The organism is Pseudoalteromonas sp. OFAV1 (assembly GCF_021532595.1).
GTDB lineage: Bacteria > Pseudomonadota > Gammaproteobacteria > Enterobacterales > Alteromonadaceae > Pseudoalteromonas > Pseudoalteromonas lipolytica_C.
On the sequence record NZ_JAKGBG010000008.1, the window covers coordinates 34,680 to 52,081 of the forward strand.

A 17,402-nucleotide genomic window follows, 5' to 3' on the forward strand; every position below is an offset into this window, starting at 1 on the left:
AGATGGTGAATCTATTATTAGCTGGCAGGCTGTTTTAAAGCATGCCAGCTAACGTCAAACTCATCTTCTAAGGATGTTGATAAAATATTTTTATAAGCTTTATTTATCGGTGTACTAATGAGTTTTTTAAGCTCATCACCGGTTTGAGTAAACTTATAGTAACTAAGCACCAAATCATTACTTTTAGCTTTTAATACAAGGCGCTGATTCATAAAACTAAGGGCTAACTCTTGTCCTGCTTTTAATACTGCTGATTCAATTTCTTTTCGATACAACAAGTTAATATCCATTAAAGTCAAAATGTCAGGAAAACTAACCGGGGTTTTGCCCAAGTTAAATGACACTTTATTGCCTTTTCTTAATAAATCAAAAAGCGACGGCTTTTTGTAAAAGCCCAAGAGAATTAAGTGACTGTGGTCTTTTTCGTTAAATCCACACAGCGAGGTGCAGCGCTGTAATGCATCGGCTTCACGCTGAGTCATAAATTTAAGCGTTTGTAAGCTTTTGATTGAAAATGTACCTGGAGCAACAGTTTCACCTGCCAATATTTTTGCCCACAGTTTTTGCATTGCAGTATTTGCAGTATCTTCGCATAAGCTAATAAAGCGCTCTATCCAATCGAAATCCGGTCGTTGTTGGCCAGTTACATCGGGGCAAAACGCCATCGCCATTGCCATAATGGTTTCGATATTTTCTTGGCGCTTTATTAATTGGATTTCTTGGCGTGTATGGGCTCTGTCGAGTAATGTTGCTTCAGCTTTTACTTGGTAGGGTAGCTGTTGTTGTCCTTGCGGCGAGTATTGTTCATCGTTTGTTTGATTGATTTTTACAGACGATGTTTTATGGATAGGGTATCCAAGCTGGTTTTCGATTATGTTAGCAAGATTAATTCTCGCTTGAGCCGCTTTGACTGTCATCGGTAGCAATTGCCTTTTCTGTTGTTGCTAACTGCGCATAGGTTTTTATATTGTTCAAAGCCAACTTAACCGAGTTATTAAGTATATATTGGCTTAATAAAGCGAGGTAGCCGCCAATAATAGGAGTGTTGACTTCACCTTGTAATGTGCATCTAACCTCAACGCCATCAGCGGCATTTGAAAAACGTATCTCGCCTTTTGCAATGTGTTCTTGGTTAAACAAAATATTAAACATCATTGCATTTTTATTTAGTTGGGTAATGGTCATCTCGCCTTTGCCAAAGCGACTTTGCCAAAACTGATGAGCGCCAACACCTTGGCTTGGCTCTGCAATTATAAATTCAATACTTGGGTCAACTGCTTGCCAAGGTTGCCACTCAGGCCATTGGTTAAAATCACTAACCAAACCTGCGATTTCTTCGGCGCTTGCTGATATTCTTATCGACTTATCAACAGTGTATTGTTGAGAAAGCATTAAACCCACCACAAGCGCGATGAGTGTCATAACAAATAATGCTTTTAAACTCACAAAGAATAATTTAATAATCTCACCTCAGGCAATAGTTTTATATCTTTCATAACATTATACGTATCTTAGGCTATAATCTTTTTGATACGACTGTATATGTTATCACTAATGTACCACAGTCGAATAAGTGATAGAATTTTTATGCATCGTTGTAAAGTGGAGAGTCACCATCGATACAGTTTTACGGTGTTCACTTTAAGGAATTATTAATGACATCAGACAGTAATGACTTTTTATTTAACGACCAAGATGATGAGCAGCTTCTCGAAGAAACTGTATCTGATTTTTGGGATGTATTAATAGTCGATGATGATCCTGAAATACATTCTGTCACTAAGCTAGCTTTATCTGGGGTTGAGTTTTGGGATAAAGGCTTGCGATTCCATCATGCCTACTCTGGTGCAGAAGCGCTCGAATTACTTAAAAAAGACCATTCTATTTCTGTTATTTTACTTGATGTTGTGATGGAGTCAGATGATGCTGGCTTACAAGTTGTGAAGCAGGTCAGGGAATGCCTAAAAAATCATAATATTCGTATTATTCTTCGTACTGGTCAGCCTGGGTATGCCCCTGAAGAAAAAGTAATCCGCGAGTACGATATTAATGATTACAAAACTAAAACTGAGCTGACTCGTAGTAAATTGATTACTTCACTGGTAACAGCTATCCGTTCTTATGAACAAGTTTGCCAGCTCGAATTTCAAAGCCGCGCATTAAACAATATTCTACTCGCCTCGAAGGCTATTTTAGGCTTTACCTATATCAAAGCTTTTACCATGGCTGTATTAAAGCAGCTTTCGTTTATTTTAGATTGTGAGCCTCACGGCTTACTGTGTGGTTCGATTGAAGATGACGATCGGGTTTTTGTTTTGGGCGGTGGCGCTGAATACAACGATGTAATTGGTCAGCGAATTGAGCAGCTTGATAATGGTCGTATCATTTTACAAGTGAAAAACTGCTTAGCACAAGGTGAGCATCAACATACTGAGCTTGACAGTACCTATCTACTAAAAAGTAAAAATCGCCAAGCCGCGATTTACTTAGAAACTAATCAAACGCCAAGCCCGTCGCAGTTACAATTTGCCGAGATCTTTTTAACCAATGTAAGTGTTGGTCTTGATAATGTGCGCTTGTTTAACCGTTTATGTGATGCAGCGTATAAAGATATTTTAACAGGTCTTCCTAATCGTAATGATTTTATCAACAAAGTAGAGCGCTTTTATCAGCCCGGTAAAACAGACTATGTTTTTTTATTGATTGATGTTGCCCATTTCTCTGATATCAATAATGGTTTAGGGCAAGAAATTGGTAATTTGCTTTTAAATGCTATTGTTGAAAGGCTGCAACAAGAGTATCCAAAAGCCGAGCTACTTTCTCGAATAGGTGCTGATGTGTTTGGTTTGATATTACCAAAACAGCGTTATGACCTTGAGCAGTTACGCGAACATCTTAGTTTACCTTTTACTGCTGGCGAACATATTTTACCTATCAATTTTAAGATTGGCTTGTGCCTTCAAGGTGACTTTCAGAAAGCGGGTATTGAAACACTAAAATTGGCATATATAGCTTTGAACCAAGCTAAAAAGAATTCCTCTGAAATGGTCGTCACGTATACTCCAGAAATGGAAGAGCAGATGGCATGGCGCTTAGGGATTATTAGGCAGCTTCGTCAAGACTTTGAACAACGTAAACTTGAAGTGTGGTTCCAGCCGCAACTAGATTTGAATACATTAGAGATCATTGGCTGTGAAGCATTGCTACGTTGGCCGTCAGGGAATGGCCAATATATTTCCCCAGCTATATTTGTTCCCTTGGCTGAAGATGCAGGTTTAATTGTTGAAATAGGGCAATGGGTACTAGAACAAGCATGTTTACAACAAAAGCGTCTTGAACAGCTTGGCTTTAACATTAGTGTTGCTGTAAACGTTTCAGTGCCACAGTTTAAAGTGAAAGGTTATGCGCAGCAGGTTAAAGACACTCTAATAAAATATGAAGTTAAGCCACAGTTTATAGAGCTTGAAGTAACCGAAAGTGTGGTAATGGATGAGCTGAGCAATGTTATTACCACTCTTGAGGAGTTAAAAGGATTTGGCATTGAAATTGCGATTGATGACTTTGGTACAGGCTTCTCATCGTTGAGTTATTTGCAAAAACTGCCGTTAGATAGACTCAAAATCGACAGAGCATTTATAAAAGACCTACCAGGTAAGGGGTGTGAGGCTATCGCTGCGTTAATTATTTCTTTGGGTGCAAGATTAGGTCTAAAAACAATTGCAGAGGGTGTTGAAACACAAGCACAAGCCGATTATTTACTTGAGCTTGGTTGTGATGAAGTACAAGGATTTATGTACGCTAAGCCTATGCCTGAGAACGAGCTAATCACATATTTACAAGCCAAACATTAATTAGCTTAGCTCTTGACCCTAGTTACTTGCAGCGCCCTTCAATGTGAAGGGCGTTTTGTTTTCTATAATAATCCATAAGAGTGGGGTATAATTCGCCCCTTTTGTTAGCAGAGTACACTTTATGAGCGCATTAAAAGCCGAGCGAGGCCTGTTTTCTTACCCTAAGTATTGGGCTGAATGCTATGGCACGGCGCCATTTTTACCAACCACCCGTGCAGAGATGGATGCATTAGGCTGGGATAGTTGCGATGTGATTATCGTCAGTGGCGATGCCTATGTTGATCACCCAAGTTTTGGTATGGCTGTAATTGGCCGAATGCTTGAGTCGCAGGGGTTTCGCGTTGGTATTATTGCTCAGCCTGATTGGAACTCAAAAGATGCCTTTATGGCGTTAGGTAAGCCTAACTTATTTTTTGGTGTGACTGCGGGCAATATGGACTCGATGATCAACCGCTATACTGCTGAAAAGCGTATGCGCCATGATGATGCATACACGCCGGGTAACATAGGTGGTAAACGTCCTGATCGTGCTGTGGTTGTGTATAGTCAACGCTGTCGTGAAGCTTATAAAGATGTGCCGTTAATTATTGGTGGTATTGAGGCGAGTTTACGTCGTATTGCGCACTATGATTACTGGCAAGAAAAAGTACGCCGAAGTGTTTTGTTTGATGCCAAAGCTGACATTCTAATTTACGGTAATGCCGAGCGTCCGCTTGTTGAAGTTGCGCACCGAATTGCTGGTGGTGAGTCGGTTGATACCATTCAAGATATTCGTGGTACCGCGGTTATTCGAAAAGAGCCTTTGCCGGGCTGGCGTGGCAGTGACTCTACGGCTATCGATAAAATCGGTAAGATTGATCCAATTCCAAACCCGTATGGTGCAGATGATGTCGGTTGTAGTAAGTCTGAGTTTAAACAAGCGGGTATTGATTTAAGCGCAGAGGCTGCCAAGCCAATCACTATTCAGCCTGCGCGTCCTAAGCCATGGGAAAAGACCTACGTTAAGTTACCAGCGTATGAGCAAGTGAGTGTAAATAAACCGCTTTATGCCCATGCGTCGCGTATTTTGCACCAAGAAACAAACCCAGGTTGTGCACGTGCCTTGTTTCAACGCCATGGCGACCGTTCGATTTGGGTGAACCCGCCTGCATTTCCGCTTGAAACTGAAGAAATGGATGGCGTATTTGGTTTGCCATATCAGCGTATTCCGCACCCAAGCTATGGCGATGAAAAAATTCCTGCCTATGAAATGATTAAAACCTCGGTGAATATTATGCGCGGGTGCTTTGGTGGTTGTTCTTTCTGTTCGATTACAGAACATGAAGGACGCATTATTCAAAGCCGTTCAGAGCAATCAATTATTGATGAAATTGAGCAAATTCGTGACAAAGTACCGGGCTTCACAGGGGTAATTTCTGACTTAGGTGGCCCAACAGCGAATATGTATAAATTGCGCTGTAAGAGCAAAAAGGCCGAGAGCACGTGCCGACGTTTATCATGTGTTTATCCTGATATCTGTAAGCATATGGACACCGATCACACCCCAACGATTGAGCTTTATAAAAAAGCCCGTGATGTGAAAGGCGTGAAGAAAATCTTAATTGCGTCAGGCGTACGCTATGACTTAGCAGTGGAAGATCCACGCTATGTAAAAGAGCTGGTTACTCATCACGTAGGCGGGTACTTAAAAATTGCCCCTGAGCATACCGAGGATGGCCCACTATCTAAGATGATGAAGCCGGGTATGGGTGCTTACGATAAGTTTAAAGAGCTATTTGATAAATACTCAAAAGAAGCCGGTAAGAAACAGTATTTGATCCCGTATTTTATTTCTGCACATCCAGGAACGAAAGACGAAGACATGGTTAACATGGCGCTATGGTTAAAGGCCAATGACTTTAAGCTTGATCAGGTACAAAATTTTTACCCGTCGCCAATGGCCAATGCAACGACAATTTATCATACCGAGATGAACTCGTTACGTAATATTAAAAACAATACTGAACAAGTGCCTGTGCCAAAAGGGGCACGTCAGCGTCGCTTGCATAAAGCTATTTTACGTTATCATGATCCTGCTGGCTGGCCGATGATCCGCGAAGCTCTTAGAAAAATGGGCAAAGCGAATCTAATCGGTAAAGGGCCAAACTGTTTGGTGCCTGAAGAGAGTCGCAACGAAAAAGCGGCAAACAGTAAAGGTGGTAAAGGCCGTGCGGCACTTACACGCCACACTGGTTTTAGCCAATTTAAAAAGGCCAATACCAAACCTAGAGTAGGTAAAAATAAGCAGCGCGCAAAGTAAAAGATATAAATGGCCCTTAAAGGGCCGTTTTTATATTAGATCAATAACCAGGTTGCGGTGCCTAAAAAGGCAAAAATACCAACAATATCGGTGACGGTTGTCAGTACCACACTGCCTGCTAGGGCTGGGTCAATTTTCATTTTCTTAAGAATTAACGGAATACTCGCACCCGCGATACCAGCGGCAACAAGATTCATAAACATCGCAAACGCTAAGACCGCACCGAGCTTAAAGTCCCATTGCCATAGGGCAACCACACCAGCAATCAATATCGACCAAATAACACCATTCAGTGCGCCTATCGCCAGTTCCTTAAGTAATAAGAAGCGTTGGTTTGTTTGGTTGATATGGCCAACCGCTATACCACGAATAACCAGTGTTAATGTTTGGCTACCTGCAACACCACCCATTGAAGGTACGATACCATTTAGTACCGCCAAAATAGGCAAGATTGCTAAGGTGTTTTCAAAAAAGCTTGCCACAATTGCTGCTAGCAATGCGGTTAATAAGTTAACTCCCAGCCAAATAGAGCGACGCTGCGAACTTTTGAGTACTGGCGCAAAGGTATCTTCTTCGTCGTCAAGACCAGCAAGGCTTAACATGCTGTGTTCAGCATCTTCACGGATGACGTCAACGATATCATCGATGGTAATACGACCAAGCAAGTGAGCGTTATCATCAACAACAGGGGCTGAAATCCAGTTATGACGCTCGAACAATTGCGCTACATCACTTTCATCCATTGAGATTAGGATTGACTCACACTCTTCATCCATTAAATCACGAACAATTTTATCCGATGAGTTGGTCAGTAATGTGGTTAACGAGAGCGCGCCTAAAAAGCAGTTATGTTTATCAACAACGTATAAGTCATCTGTACCTTCTGGTAGTTCACCACGCAAGCGTAAATAGCGCAGGACTACATCTAAGGTAACATCTGGACGAATTGTTACCGTATCGCTGTTCATCAGGGCACCGGCTGAACGCTCTTGGTACGACAGTGCCTGCGTTGCCCTTTCTCTATCTTGCGAGTCCATTGCACTGACTACGTCTTGATAAACGGTGTCAGGAAGGCTACGAAGAACTTCACCTAAGTCATCGTCGTCCATGTCTTCGGTTGCAGCAGCAATGTGCTCAGGCTCCATCTGAGCAATAATACCTAAACGTACGTCTTCTGAGAGTTCTTCTAAAACATCACCACGCACATCTGGGTCTACCAACTGCCATAGCATGCGACGAATTTTATGGGGAGATGACTCTAATAATAAAGCGGTATCACACGGAGCTGTTTTAGCGAGCATGCCTCGCACCTGAACAAATTGTCCACTATTGAGTGACTTGGTCACTTGTTTAAGTTGTTGTAGTGGGTAGTCTTGTTCAAAGGCTTCTGGCATTGGCGTCCTTACAACTGAAAATAGATTAATACAGATTCTGCAAATACAGCATAGTTGCTAAGTGGTGTATTTGCAGGATATCTTCACACTGCGATAAAATTATTAAGTGCTTTGTATTTTTAAGGTGTGAACGATATAAAAGTAGGATATTTAAAGAGAATTATAAATACCTGAACTAAGTTTAACTTAAACGGTTAAGCCTTAGCAAACGCTATTCTTGTTCATGAAAGCGTTGTGCAATTAATTCTCCAATTGCGTTCAGTGCAGCCTCTGCATCTGGGCCTTCACATACCACACGCACTTCTTTACCTTGGCTACTTTCAAGTAACATTAAGGCTAAAACACTATCACCTTCAGCTTCTTTATCGTCTTGATAAAGCATAATTTTAGCATCAAATTGCAAAGCAAGTTGTGCTAAAACAGTGGCTGCTCGTGCGTGCAAGCCAAGCTTATTTTGAATTAAAAACGTGTCTTCTGCGTGCATCTGGCATCCAATTAAATATCTTGCTCGCGATGGCGGATTTTTACGTTCGCATGCGTTTTTGAAAAGCTATCACCAATGGTCTGCGCTAAATATACCGAGCGATGTTGCCCGCCAGTACAGCCAATTGCGATAGTAAGATAGCTTCGATTGTTACGCTCAAGGTGAGGTAACCATGTTTGCACAAATGTTTGAATTTGCCATGTAAATTTTTGCACTATGCTATGACTTGCAAGGTAATCTTTTACTGGTTGATCTAAGCCTGTGAGTGGCTTTAGATCTGGCTCCCAATGTGGATTTGGTAAAAAACGTGCATCAAATACGTAATCGGCTTCTTTAGGAATACCATGTTTAAAGCCAAACGACATAAAGGTGATAATCAGCTTTTTATCTTTTTTACCTAAGATCTTTTCACGAATAGATTCAGCTAACTGATGAACACTCAGGTCGGTGGTATCAATCATAAAATCAGCGCGCGTGATCAGTACATCCAGTAATACTCTTTCTTGCTTAATTGCTAAATCGAGTGGCAGCGAGTCAATCGATAGAGGATGTAAGCGTCGCGTTTCAGAAAAGCGTTTGATCAGAGTTTGGTCATCACTGTCTAAATAGAACAGTGTTGGGTTTGCGAAACCTGGCAGGTATTCAAGAATATCATTAAACTCTTGCTGCTCTTTCGGTAAGTTACGCACATCTATGCTGACTGCTATTTTGTCATAGTTGTCTGAAACGCTACGAACAAGCGAAGGTAATAAGTTGACTGGGATATTATCAACACAGTAGTAACCCAAGTCTTCAAGTACACGTAAAGCGACCGATTTACCTGAGCCTGAGCGACCGCTGATGATAATTAATTCCATTTATGCCTCTGCTGATATGACCTGAAACAGTTCGTGGTCTGTTTTGGCGCTACGTAACTGTTTACAAAACTCCTTATCTTTTAGTCTATCAGCAATTGTCGATAAGGTCTTTAGGTGAAGTTGGCTGTCTCCATCTGGTACGATGAGTGCAACGAAAATATCCACAGGTCGGTTATCAATTGCGTCAAAATTGATTGGGGATTCACTCACTATGACAAATGCCTGTGGTTGCTCTGCACCACTCATGCGGCCATGTGGAATAGCAATGCCACGACCAATACCTGTACTGCCTAATTTTTCTCTATTGAGTAAGGCATCAAGGACGTCTTGTTGAGATAAATGAGGAAGCTGCTGGTGAGCCAGCTCGCTGATATATTCAAGGATTCTTTTTTTGCTATTAAAAAGGACCGCAGCTTTGCTGCAGTCCTGGTTAGTAAGTGAACTAAGTTTCATAATTTAGTGTCGAGCTAATTTCTCTTTGTGTTTAATGACTTGACGATCTAGTTTATCGATTAGCGAGTCAATGGCTGCATACATATCTTGGTGTGCAGTTGAGGCAAAGAGCTCGCCTCCATTTACATGTAAAGTTGCTTCTGCTTTTTGGCTTAATTTTTCTACATCTAGAATGACATGTACATTATTAATGTGGTCAAAATGCCTTTCTAGTTTTGCAAACTTGCTGTTTACATAGTCTCTTAATGAATCAGTGATTTCTACATGACGACCAGTTAAATTTAGTTGCATAAGCATTTTCCTTCTATGTAAAACGTCTAAATCAAACTCTTACGCTGATTAGACGGAGGTATCGCTAGAGACTCTCGATATTTTGCAATTGTGCGTCTAGCTACTTTAATTCCTTGCTCAGCCAATATATCTGCAATTTTACTATCACTCAATGGTTTAGCTGAGTTTTCTGCAGCGATAAGCTTTTTGATCAAAGCGCGAATTGCTGTTGATGAACACTCACCACCGTTTTCTGTGCTGACATGGCTTGAGAAGAAATATTTCAACTCAAAAATCCCGCGAGGGGTGTGCATGTATTTTTGTGTTGTAACACGTGAAATTGTCGATTCATGCATTTCGACCATTTCTGCGACATCGTTCAGCACCATTGGTTTCATGGCTTCTGGGCCATGTTCAAAAAATGCTTGTTGTTGCTGTACGATACAATTGGTCACTTTTAAAAGTGTATCGTTACGGCTCTCTAAGCTTTTAATAAACCATTTAGCTTCTTGTAAATGAGAGCGAATAAACTGGCTATCGCTGCTCGATTTTACTGAGCGTGACATAGCTGCATATTGGCTATTCACTCTAATTTTTGGCATACAATCTGGGTTTAGTTCAACGACCCAACGACCTTTAACTTTTTTAACCGATACATCGGGTATAACGTACTCAGACTCTTCGCGAACTATGCTGTCTGCTGGCTTAGGGTTTAAGCTGTGGATCAGCGTCATTACTTCTTTTAGTTCGCTTTCTTTAAGCTTAGTCTTTTTCATCAAAGTGCGATAGTCGCGACTTGCTAATAATTCAATATGCTCAGATAAAACCATTTTAGTTTCAGCTAAATACGGCGTACTCGCATCGAATTGGCGAAGCTGGATACATAAGCACTCTTGTAAGCTACGGGCACCAATCCCTACTGGATCAAACAACTGTATTCTCTTTAAGACCGCTTCGACTTCATCTAGTTCGATTTCTTCTTCATCATTATTTTGATTAAAACTTTCGACTATGTCTTCGCAGCTAACAGTTAAAATACCTGAGTCATCAATTGCCTCTACGATGGCGACAGCGATCGCTTCATCGGTTGGGCTAAATGGTGTGAGTTGTAATTGCCACATAAGGTATTCATGGAGGGTTTCAGTCGATGCACCTTGATAAATTGACTCATCTTCTGGCATTGGACCTGATGATGTTGATGGGGCAGCACTCATGTACTCATCCCATGTCACATCCATGGCTAAATCGTCACTAACGGTGTCTTTGTTAAGGGCATCGCTGCTTTCTTGTTCGTACTCACTCGGCGCTTCTTCGGCCGATGCACTTAGCTGAGTATCATCAGATTCAGCTTTTTGCTCGTTCTTACCAATGTTTTCATCGTTGTAATCTGCTTCTTCCACTTCAAGCAGAGGGTTACTATCAAGTGCTTCTTGAATTTCTTGCTGGAGATCCAATGTACTAAGCTGCAGCAAGCGAATTGCTTGTTGCAGTTGTGGAGTCATTGTAAGTTGCTGGCCCATGCGCAGCTGTAATGATTGCCTCATGTATCCCTAACAATCCTTTTATGTGTTATCGACACCTGTGCAGTCACAGGTAAATTTATATCGATTTATTGTCATTGTTATTTAGTTTAGCAGATGCGCTAGATGGTGGCTTATTGGTTATAGCCTGAATTGCTCACCTAGATACACATCGCGTACGGTTTGGTCAGCTAAAACATGCTCAGGTGTTCCTGATGCAATTAGCTCCCCATGAGAAACAATGTAGGCTTTTTCACAAACATCAAGGGTTTCTCTAACATTATGGTCAGTGATTAATACACCAATACCACGATTTTTTAAGTGTTCAATAATTTTCTTTATATCTAACACTGAAATAGGATCAACACCAGCAAAAGGCTCATCTAACAAGATAAATTTAGGATTTGCGGCTAATGCCCTAGCAATTTCTACGCGACGACGCTCGCCCCCAGATAAAGCCATACCTTGACTATCACGAATATGCTGAATACTAAATTCATCAAGTAAGTTGTTGAGTGTTTCTTCTCGGCCTTGTTTATTTAAATCTTTACGCGTTTCTAAAATAGCCATTAGGTTTTGATAAACCGTTAACTTTCTAAAAATAGATGACTCTTGTGGTAGGTAACCAATCCCTAAACGTGCTCGGCTATGCATTGGCAAAAGTGTAATATCATTATCATCAATGCTGATCTTGCCTTTATCGCTAGGTACTAAGCCAACAATCATATAGAAAGTGGTGGTTTTGCCTGCGCCATTTGGGCCAAGCAAACCAACGATACTGCCCGCTTCAACCTCAAGACCCACATTTTTGACAACTTGGCGGCCTTTATAACTTTTTGCTAAAAGCTCTGCTTTTAATGTGCTCATGGTTGGCCTTTATCGTCTTGTTTGTTGTCAACAGGCACTAAGATTGTGTGTACACGGTCTGTTGAGTTTTCGTCTTTTTCTGCGCTAATTAGTTGTTGTGCCATATCATAAGTAATGCTTTTCGCTGTTACTTTTTGGCCTGCTTGAGTCACTTCGGCTTCGCCATTTAAAGTTAAGAAGCGCTTGGCTACGTCGTAGCGAACTTCTTCTGCACTGGCGCTCATTACCGTGCCATCTGCTTGCTTTTCTTCAAAATAAGCAGGCTTACCTGTGGCGATAATTAACTCAACAGTACCTTCTGTATCACCACCATGGGCTTCAAGGCGTTCGGCTGTGATCCGGCGGTTACCATGTATAATTTCGACATTGCCTTCAAATATACCAACGCCATCTTTTAGCTTACCAGTTTGGCGATCTGAGCTTATGCTAATTTGTGCGCCTGTCTGCTCGGCAGCTACGCCTGAAAAGGCAATCAATAAGCTTGGGATCAGGAGTAATTTCTTCAGTTTATTGGTCATAGTATATGGTTCGTGTATGGTTAGTTAGCTCTACAATCTCGGTTTTTAAATTAGCTTTTAGGCCTTTACCGGTAATTTTTAAATTTGGTCCTGTTAGCGTCACAGGTTGCTTCGAAAACATGGTCATTTGTTCTATATCAACGTTAATGTTTTCAGCTTTAATATCTTCGATCATGCCATTATGGGTTAAGTTTTTAGCAACAACATCGCCTTCAAAAATAAGCTGATCGTTTTCATATAAGGTGGCTTCTTTAGCTTTTACTTGCCAAATTTGCTGGTCGCCATAAAGTGTAAAAATAGGTTGCTCAAAAAAGGTAAACCCAAGTTGCTGATAAAGCTCCATTTTTGCAGCCGCCACCTTATGGCTAATCTTGCCTTGCTCATCATAAGCGGTTTGCTTTAGTGCAACGGCCGTATAATCGGGAGTTGCAATAATCTCGTCTTCACTATTTATTGTGTTTGTTGTTTGGTTAAAGTACGGATACCACAACCACACCATGCAACAAACAAAAACAATACTCAGTAAAATACGGGCTATATTCATGCGCTGGTTCCATCGCTAGTTAACGGCTTACCGTTTTCTAACATCAGTAAATCTGTTAATTCACGTACAGCGCCAAAGCCACCCGGTAGCATGGTCGTATAGTGAGCCAGTTTTTTTATCAATGGGTGCGCATCATTGACTGCTACCGCAAAGCCTACTATTTCCATTACAGGCAAATCAGGGCCATCGTCACCAATGTACGCAATTTGCTCATCTTCTAGGCCAAGTTTATCTTTTAACTCTTGGTATGCAATCAGCTTTGTTTCTTGGCCTTGATAAATATGCTGTACGGTTAGGCTAGTCATTCGCTGCTGAACTATTTGTGAATGGCGCCCGGTAATAACGGCAACTTCAAAGCCACTATTAATGAGTGCTTTTATGCCAAAGCCATCTTTGGTATTAAATGCTTTAAGCTCTTCGCCCTGATTTCCAAGATAAATTCGGCCATCAGAAAAAACGCCATCAATATCACATATTAGTAACTTAACTTTTTGAGCACGCTGACTTACATCAGGACTAAGGGGCTGGTATAGCTCGGCGAATGTCATTACTTACAGAACTCCTGCTTTTAATAGGTCTTGCATATTAAGCGCGCCAATCGGTGTGTTATTTTTATCGATTACAATCAAGCCGTTGATACGTTTGCGTTCCATAATATTTAACGCCTCAGCAGCCAGCATCTCTGCACTGGCTGTAGTACATGAGCGCGTCATGACCTGGCTAATGGCGGTACTATGAATATCAATACGTTGCTCTAAAATACGACGTAAATCACCATCCGTAAATAAGCCGCAGAGTTTTTGGTCTTCCGCGACCACGGCTGTCATACCTAACCCTTTAGCAGACATTTCAATAAGCGCATCTTTAATGCTTTGCGACTCGTGCACTATTGGTGTTGCATCACCACTGTGCATTACATCGTTTAATGTAAGCAACAAGCGCTTACCTAGGCTGCCTCCGGGATGAGATAATGCAAAGTCATCGGCTGTAAAGCCACGTGTTTCGAGTAAAGCAACAGCCATTGCATCACCCATAACCAAGGTTGCTGTAGTGCTTGCCGTTGGCGCAAGACCCAGTGGGCATGCCTCTTGGCTAACTTTAATGCAAACATGCACATTAGAGAGCTTTGCCATTGTTGAGTCAGGGTTACCTGTTAGCGAAATCATTTTTGCGCCAATTCGTTTAATAACAGGAATAATGCTTAACACTTCACTGGTTTCGCCCGAATTCGAAATGCACATTACTACATCATCTCGAGTGATCATCCCTAGGTCGCCATGGCTTGCTTCGCCAGGATGAACGAAAAATGCCGGTGTACCAGTGCTTGCTAATGTGGCAGCTATTTTATTGCCAATGTGGCCAGACTTACCCATGCCTATAACGATGATACGGCCTGTGCATTGGTACATTAGCTGACAAGCTTGCTCGAAATGTTCATCGATGTACTGATCTATTTCGTGTAAAGCTTGCGCTTCAATTTCAAGAACGCGCTTACCTTGCGCAATAAAATTTAGCTGGGTCATTGATTATCCTATTTGGCTAAAAATATAGCCTTGATATGCAATAAATGCGACTAACAAAAAGCCACCTTCTACTCTATTGATGCGGCGAGCACCTTTAAAGTTCAATGACATGGCAATCAGCACTAAAGTAGCTGCAATCATGATAAGGGCATCGCGGTTCGCTGCAGATGGGTCGATAATCGATGGGTTGATGATCCCAGCCAGTGGTAAAACAGCGAGTAGGTTGAAAATGTTCGAGCCTACAATATTACCCAATGCTAAATCATCTTCGTTTTTCAATACCCCAGCAATACATGCAGCCAGTTCAGGTAGACTGGTACCAATAGCGATAATTGTTAAACCAATTACAAGGTCTGAAAGGCCAAAGTATTTAGCAATATCAACGGCTGATTCGACTAAAAAATGTGAGCTGATAGGTAAAAGTATCATACCGATAACAAGCCATAGGATGGCTGATTTAGTAGTGACATTATCGGGAACATCTTCACATGCCTCGCTCACGAAAGGGTCATCGTCTTGATTTTTAGCGCGTAAAGAAACAATCACTAAGCCTGCGATGAAGACAACAAAGGCAAGAGCTAATGCGATACCTTCGGCAAACGAAAAGTAGTTATCTGAAAACACGTACCATGCCGCAATTGAGACAAGTAGTACTAAAGGCATTTCTCGTTTTAAGGTCATTGACGAGACAGAAAGAGGGCGAAGTAGTGCTGTTACACCCAGTACAAGTAAGATATTGGTGATATTTGAGCCAACAGCATTACCTACTGCTGTATCAGTTTTACCGGCAAGCGCGGCAGAAGCAGATACCATCATTTCAGGGGCTGAAGAACCCATAGCAACAACCGTTAAACCTATGATTAGGGTTGGGATCCCCATATTTTTTGCGAGTGCAGCCGCACCATAAACAAACCGATCGGCACTCCAAACAAGTGCTGCAAAACCAATAATTAAAATGACAAAAGAAGTCACCATTGTGATACGCCAACATTACTGAAACAGATGACTGCAAATAGTAACAAAAGCGAGCAGGAAAGTATAAGTAAAAGAATAGGCTGGCAGGCACAAAGCGCGGTTTTTTAGGAATGAGATTTCAGGTGTGGTTAAGGAGCAACTGCGTAGAGTTTAATTTGGCGAATAGAAAATATTACAAAATTTTACGAATTGTTTTTTCCATCTTGACTAAAAAAACTTTAAAATGGCAAAACGAGTGAAAAACGTTATGGAGAGCGACTTGTCGCAATCAATAGTAGAAATCAAGGATGTAACCTTTTCACGGGGCGATAGAATCATATATAAAAATATGAGTTTTAACATTCCGAAAGGCAAGATCACCGCTATCATGGGACCGAGCGGCATAGGTAAAACCACCATGTTACGCTTGATAGGTGGTCAACTTAAGCCTGATTCTGGTGATATTTTGTTCGAAGGCAATAGTATTCCTAGCATGTCTCGCAAGGAGCTTTATGCTGCCCGCACTAAAATGAGTATGCTTTTTCAAAGTGGTGCTTTATTCACTGATATGTCTGTGTTTGACAATATCGCTTTCCCCTTACGCGAACACACTCAACTTAGTGAAGATTTAATTCGACTTGTAGTCCTTATGAAGTTACAAGCTGTAGGTCTTCGTGGTGCACAAGATTTAATGCCGTCTGAATTATCAGGTGGTATGGCACGCCGTGCAGCTTTGGCTCGCTCGATAGCCCTTGACCCCGAACTGATTATGTATGATGAGCCTTTTGCCGGCCAAGACCCTATATCGATGGGGGTACTTGTTAAGCTGATCAAATCACTGAATGAGGTGTTAGGTTTATCGTCGCTTATTGTAACGCACGATGTAACCGAAGTGCTTAGTATTGCAGATCACGTGATCATTATTGCTGATCAAGGTGTGATTGGTGAAGGCTCACCTGAGCAAATGCAAAATCATCAATCAGAGCTTGTTCAGCAGTTCTTAAAAGGATTATCGGATGGTCCTGTACCATTCCATTATCCTGCTCCTGCTTATGATGATGAATTATTGGGAGTACCGAATGCTTGATCTGTTTCAAAAGCTAGGTCACAAGACGTTAGGCCGTTTTGCTGCGCTTGGTCGCTCTACGCAAATGTTGTTTGGCGCATTAGTTAATATGCCAAACTTCAAAAAAGGCACGCCGTTACTGATCCGTCAGTTGTATATGGTCGGCTCACAATCGCTTTTAATCATTATGGTGTCGGGCCTGTTTATCGGTATGGTGCTCGCTTTACAAGGCTATACCGTATTAGTCGGTTATGGTGCTGAAGATAGCTTAGGGCCATTGGTGGCACTAAGTTTGTTACGCGAATTAGGGCCTGTGGTCACGGCGTTATTATTTGCTGGTCGCGCGGGCAGTGCACTAACAGCTGAAATCGGTTTGATGAAAGCCACTGAGCAATTATCTAGCTTAGAGATGATGGCAATTGACCCACTAAAACGCATTATTGCCCCGCGTTTTTGGGCTGGCTTTATTAGTATGCCATTGCTTGCATTGATATTTTCTGCTGTTGCTATTATCGGTGCTCACTTAGTTGGCGTTGATTGGCTTGGTGTTGATTCAGGTAGTTTCTGGTCAATCATGCAAGCGCAAGTGTCGTTTCAGCAAGATATTGTTAATGGCATGATTAAAAGCTTTGTATTTGCCTTGATTGTAACGTGGATTGCGCTTTACAAAGGGTATGACTGTATCCCTACTTCTGAAGGGATAAGTAAAGCGACAACAGAAACCGTTGTACACTCATCACTGGCAGTTTTAGGTTTTGACTTTATTTTAACAGCGGTAATGTTTACCAGCTAATTAGGGTAT

Annotated in this window: 18 protein-coding genes; 4 read left to right on the forward strand and 14 right to left on the reverse strand. The window is 41.6% G+C overall.

Features of this window, described 5'->3' with window-relative positions:
* Nucleotides 1-17 precede the first annotated feature (17 nt).
* Nucleotides 18-917 carry a TIGR03899 family protein gene (locus L1267_RS06560; protein ID WP_235382418.1) on the reverse strand — a complete coding sequence of 300 codons (900 nt, stop codon included), beginning with the start codon at nucleotides 915-917 and terminating at the stop codon, nucleotides 18-20.
* Nucleotides 886-1,422 (reverse strand): SRPBCC family protein, encoded by a 537-nt coding sequence (locus tag L1267_RS06565; RefSeq protein ID WP_135923423.1) that lies wholly within the window; start codon nucleotides 1,420-1,422, stop codon nucleotides 886-888. Before L1267_RS06565 ends, L1267_RS06560 begins: the two co-directional genes overlap by 32 nt.
* Nucleotides 1,423-1,655: 233 nt before the next feature.
* Between L1267_RS06565 and L1267_RS06570 the strand changes: the two genes are divergently transcribed.
* Together L1267_RS06570 and L1267_RS06575 are read left to right on the forward strand one after the other, a co-directional pair.
* Nucleotides 1,656-3,851 carry a bifunctional diguanylate cyclase/phosphodiesterase gene (locus L1267_RS06570; protein WP_235382419.1) on the forward strand — a complete coding sequence of 732 codons (2,196 nt, stop codon included), beginning with the start codon at nucleotides 1,656-1,658 and terminating at the stop codon, nucleotides 3,849-3,851.
* Between the two features lie 121 nt (nucleotides 3,852-3,972).
* On the forward strand, nucleotides 3,973-6,150 hold the full coding sequence (locus L1267_RS06575) for a YgiQ family radical SAM protein (RefSeq protein WP_135923425.1): 2,178 nt from the start codon (nucleotides 3,973-3,975) through the stop codon (nucleotides 6,148-6,150).
* A 35-nt stretch (nucleotides 6,151-6,185) separates the two neighbouring features.
* Here the strand turns inward: L1267_RS06575 and mgtE are convergent, their stop codons facing one another.
* From mgtE to L1267_RS06635, 12 genes are all read right to left on the reverse strand, one after another.
* The gene (mgtE, locus tag L1267_RS06580) at nucleotides 6,186-7,544 is read right to left on the reverse strand and encodes a magnesium transporter (protein WP_135923426.1); all 1,359 of its coding nucleotides are present in this window, start codon (nucleotides 7,542-7,544) and stop codon (nucleotides 6,186-6,188) included.
* 211 nt (nucleotides 7,545-7,755) lie between these two features.
* Nucleotides 7,756-8,028 (reverse strand): HPr family phosphocarrier protein, encoded by a 273-nt coding sequence (locus L1267_RS06585; RefSeq protein WP_135923427.1) that lies wholly within the window; start codon nucleotides 8,026-8,028, stop codon nucleotides 7,756-7,758.
* Between the two features lie 11 nt (nucleotides 8,029-8,039).
* Nucleotides 8,040-8,885, reverse strand: a complete 846-nt coding sequence (rapZ, locus tag L1267_RS06590) for an RNase adapter RapZ (protein ID WP_135923428.1) — start codon at nucleotides 8,883-8,885, stop codon at nucleotides 8,040-8,042.
* Complete coding sequence (gene ptsN, locus L1267_RS06595; RefSeq protein ID WP_135923429.1) at nucleotides 8,886-9,338, reverse strand: PTS IIA-like nitrogen regulatory protein PtsN; 453 nt, start codon at nucleotides 9,336-9,338, stop codon at nucleotides 8,886-8,888.
* A gap of 3 nt (nucleotides 9,339-9,341) precedes the next feature.
* The gene (hpf, locus tag L1267_RS06600; protein ID WP_135923430.1) at nucleotides 9,342-9,629 is read right to left on the reverse strand and encodes a ribosome hibernation promoting factor; all 288 of its coding nucleotides are present in this window, start codon (nucleotides 9,627-9,629) and stop codon (nucleotides 9,342-9,344) included.
* 26 nt (nucleotides 9,630-9,655) lie between these two features.
* The gene (locus L1267_RS06605) at nucleotides 9,656-11,152 is read right to left on the reverse strand and encodes an RNA polymerase factor sigma-54 (RefSeq protein WP_135923431.1); all 1,497 of its coding nucleotides are present in this window, start codon (nucleotides 11,150-11,152) and stop codon (nucleotides 9,656-9,658) included.
* Between the two features lie 117 nt (nucleotides 11,153-11,269).
* Complete coding sequence (lptB, locus tag L1267_RS06610; protein ID WP_135923432.1) at nucleotides 11,270-11,995, reverse strand: LPS export ABC transporter ATP-binding protein; 726 nt, start codon at nucleotides 11,993-11,995, stop codon at nucleotides 11,270-11,272.
* Nucleotides 11,992-12,513 carry a lipopolysaccharide transport periplasmic protein LptA gene (gene lptA / locus L1267_RS06615; protein ID WP_135923433.1) on the reverse strand — a complete coding sequence of 174 codons (522 nt, stop codon included), beginning with the start codon at nucleotides 12,511-12,513 and terminating at the stop codon, nucleotides 11,992-11,994. The genes lptB and lptA overlap by 4 nt, the downstream gene beginning before the upstream one ends.
* Entirely contained in the window at nucleotides 12,503-13,057 is a 555-nt protein-coding gene (gene lptC / locus L1267_RS06620) for an LPS export ABC transporter periplasmic protein LptC (RefSeq protein ID WP_135923434.1), read from the reverse strand. The genes lptA and lptC overlap by 11 nt, the downstream gene beginning before the upstream one ends.
* Nucleotides 13,054-13,605, reverse strand: coding sequence for a 3-deoxy-manno-octulosonate-8-phosphatase KdsC (gene kdsC / locus L1267_RS06625; RefSeq protein WP_235382420.1), 552 nt, complete (start codon nucleotides 13,603-13,605; stop codon nucleotides 13,054-13,056). The genes lptC and kdsC overlap by 4 nt, the downstream gene beginning before the upstream one ends.
* A gap of 3 nt (nucleotides 13,606-13,608) precedes the next feature.
* On the reverse strand, nucleotides 13,609-14,580 hold the full coding sequence (locus L1267_RS06630; RefSeq protein WP_138558036.1) for a KpsF/GutQ family sugar-phosphate isomerase: 972 nt from the start codon (nucleotides 14,578-14,580) through the stop codon (nucleotides 13,609-13,611).
* Nucleotides 14,581-14,583: 3 nt separating this feature from the next.
* The gene (locus L1267_RS06635; protein WP_235382421.1) at nucleotides 14,584-15,555 is read right to left on the reverse strand and encodes a calcium/sodium antiporter; all 972 of its coding nucleotides are present in this window, start codon (nucleotides 15,553-15,555) and stop codon (nucleotides 14,584-14,586) included.
* Between the two features lie 247 nt (nucleotides 15,556-15,802).
* Between L1267_RS06635 and mlaF the strand changes: the two genes are divergently transcribed.
* Nucleotides 15,803-16,621: a phospholipid ABC transporter ATP-binding protein MlaF gene (gene mlaF, locus L1267_RS06640; RefSeq protein WP_135926228.1), complete on the forward strand. Its 819-nt coding sequence runs from the start codon at nucleotides 15,803-15,805 to the stop codon at nucleotides 16,619-16,621.
* Nucleotides 16,614-17,393 carry a lipid asymmetry maintenance ABC transporter permease subunit MlaE gene (gene mlaE, locus L1267_RS06645; RefSeq protein WP_135923438.1) on the forward strand — a complete coding sequence of 260 codons (780 nt, stop codon included), beginning with the start codon at nucleotides 16,614-16,616 and terminating at the stop codon, nucleotides 17,391-17,393. Before mlaF ends, mlaE begins: the two co-directional genes overlap by 8 nt.
* Nucleotides 17,394-17,402: the final 9 nt, after the last annotated feature.

What these genes read in the sequence shown, in the direction of transcription:
- lptC (WP_135923434.1), bottom strand. Translation starts at nt 13,057, where the DNA reads ATGAATATAGCCCGTATTTTACTGAGTATTGTTTTTGTTTGTTGCATG.
- ptsN (WP_135923429.1), bottom strand. Translation starts at nt 9,338, where the DNA reads ATGAAACTTAGTTCACTTACTAACCAGGACTGCAGCAAAGCTGCGGTC.
- kdsC (WP_235382420.1), bottom strand. Translation starts at nt 13,605, where the DNA reads ATGACATTCGCCGAGCTATACCAGCCCCTTAGTCCTGATGTAAGTCAG.
- mlaF (WP_135926228.1), top strand. Translation starts at nt 15,803, where the DNA reads ATGGAGAGCGACTTGTCGCAATCAATAGTAGAAATCAAGGATGTAACC.
- L1267_RS06635 (WP_235382421.1), bottom strand. Translation starts at nt 15,555, where the DNA reads ATGGTGACTTCTTTTGTCATTTTAATTATTGGTTTTGCAGCACTTGTT.
- L1267_RS06570 (WP_235382419.1), top strand. Translation starts at nt 1,656, where the DNA reads ATGACATCAGACAGTAATGACTTTTTATTTAACGACCAAGATGATGAG.
- L1267_RS06630 (WP_138558036.1), bottom strand. Translation starts at nt 14,580, where the DNA reads ATGACCCAGCTAAATTTTATTGCGCAAGGTAAGCGCGTTCTTGAAATT.
- mlaE (WP_135923438.1), top strand. Translation starts at nt 16,614, where the DNA reads ATGCTTGATCTGTTTCAAAAGCTAGGTCACAAGACGTTAGGCCGTTTT.
- L1267_RS06605 (WP_135923431.1), bottom strand. Translation starts at nt 11,152, where the DNA reads ATGAGGCAATCATTACAGCTGCGCATGGGCCAGCAACTTACAATGACT.
- mgtE (WP_135923426.1), bottom strand. Translation starts at nt 7,544, where the DNA reads ATGCCAGAAGCCTTTGAACAAGACTACCCACTACAACAACTTAAACAA.
- L1267_RS06565 (WP_135923423.1), bottom strand. Translation starts at nt 1,422, where the DNA reads ATGACACTCATCGCGCTTGTGGTGGGTTTAATGCTTTCTCAACAATAC.
- hpf (WP_135923430.1), bottom strand. Translation starts at nt 9,629, where the DNA reads ATGCAACTAAATTTAACTGGTCGTCATGTAGAAATCACTGATTCATTA.
- lptB (WP_135923432.1), bottom strand. Translation starts at nt 11,995, where the DNA reads ATGAGCACATTAAAAGCAGAGCTTTTAGCAAAAAGTTATAAAGGCCGC.
- rapZ (WP_135923428.1), bottom strand. Translation starts at nt 8,885, where the DNA reads ATGGAATTAATTATCATCAGCGGTCGCTCAGGCTCAGGTAAATCGGTC.
- L1267_RS06575 (WP_135923425.1), top strand. Translation starts at nt 3,973, where the DNA reads ATGAGCGCATTAAAAGCCGAGCGAGGCCTGTTTTCTTACCCTAAGTAT.
- lptA (WP_135923433.1), bottom strand. Translation starts at nt 12,513, where the DNA reads ATGACCAATAAACTGAAGAAATTACTCCTGATCCCAAGCTTATTGATT.
- L1267_RS06585 (WP_135923427.1), bottom strand. Translation starts at nt 8,028, where the DNA reads ATGCACGCAGAAGACACGTTTTTAATTCAAAATAAGCTTGGCTTGCAC.
- L1267_RS06560 (WP_235382418.1), bottom strand. Translation starts at nt 917, where the DNA reads ATGACAGTCAAAGCGGCTCAAGCGAGAATTAATCTTGCTAACATAATC.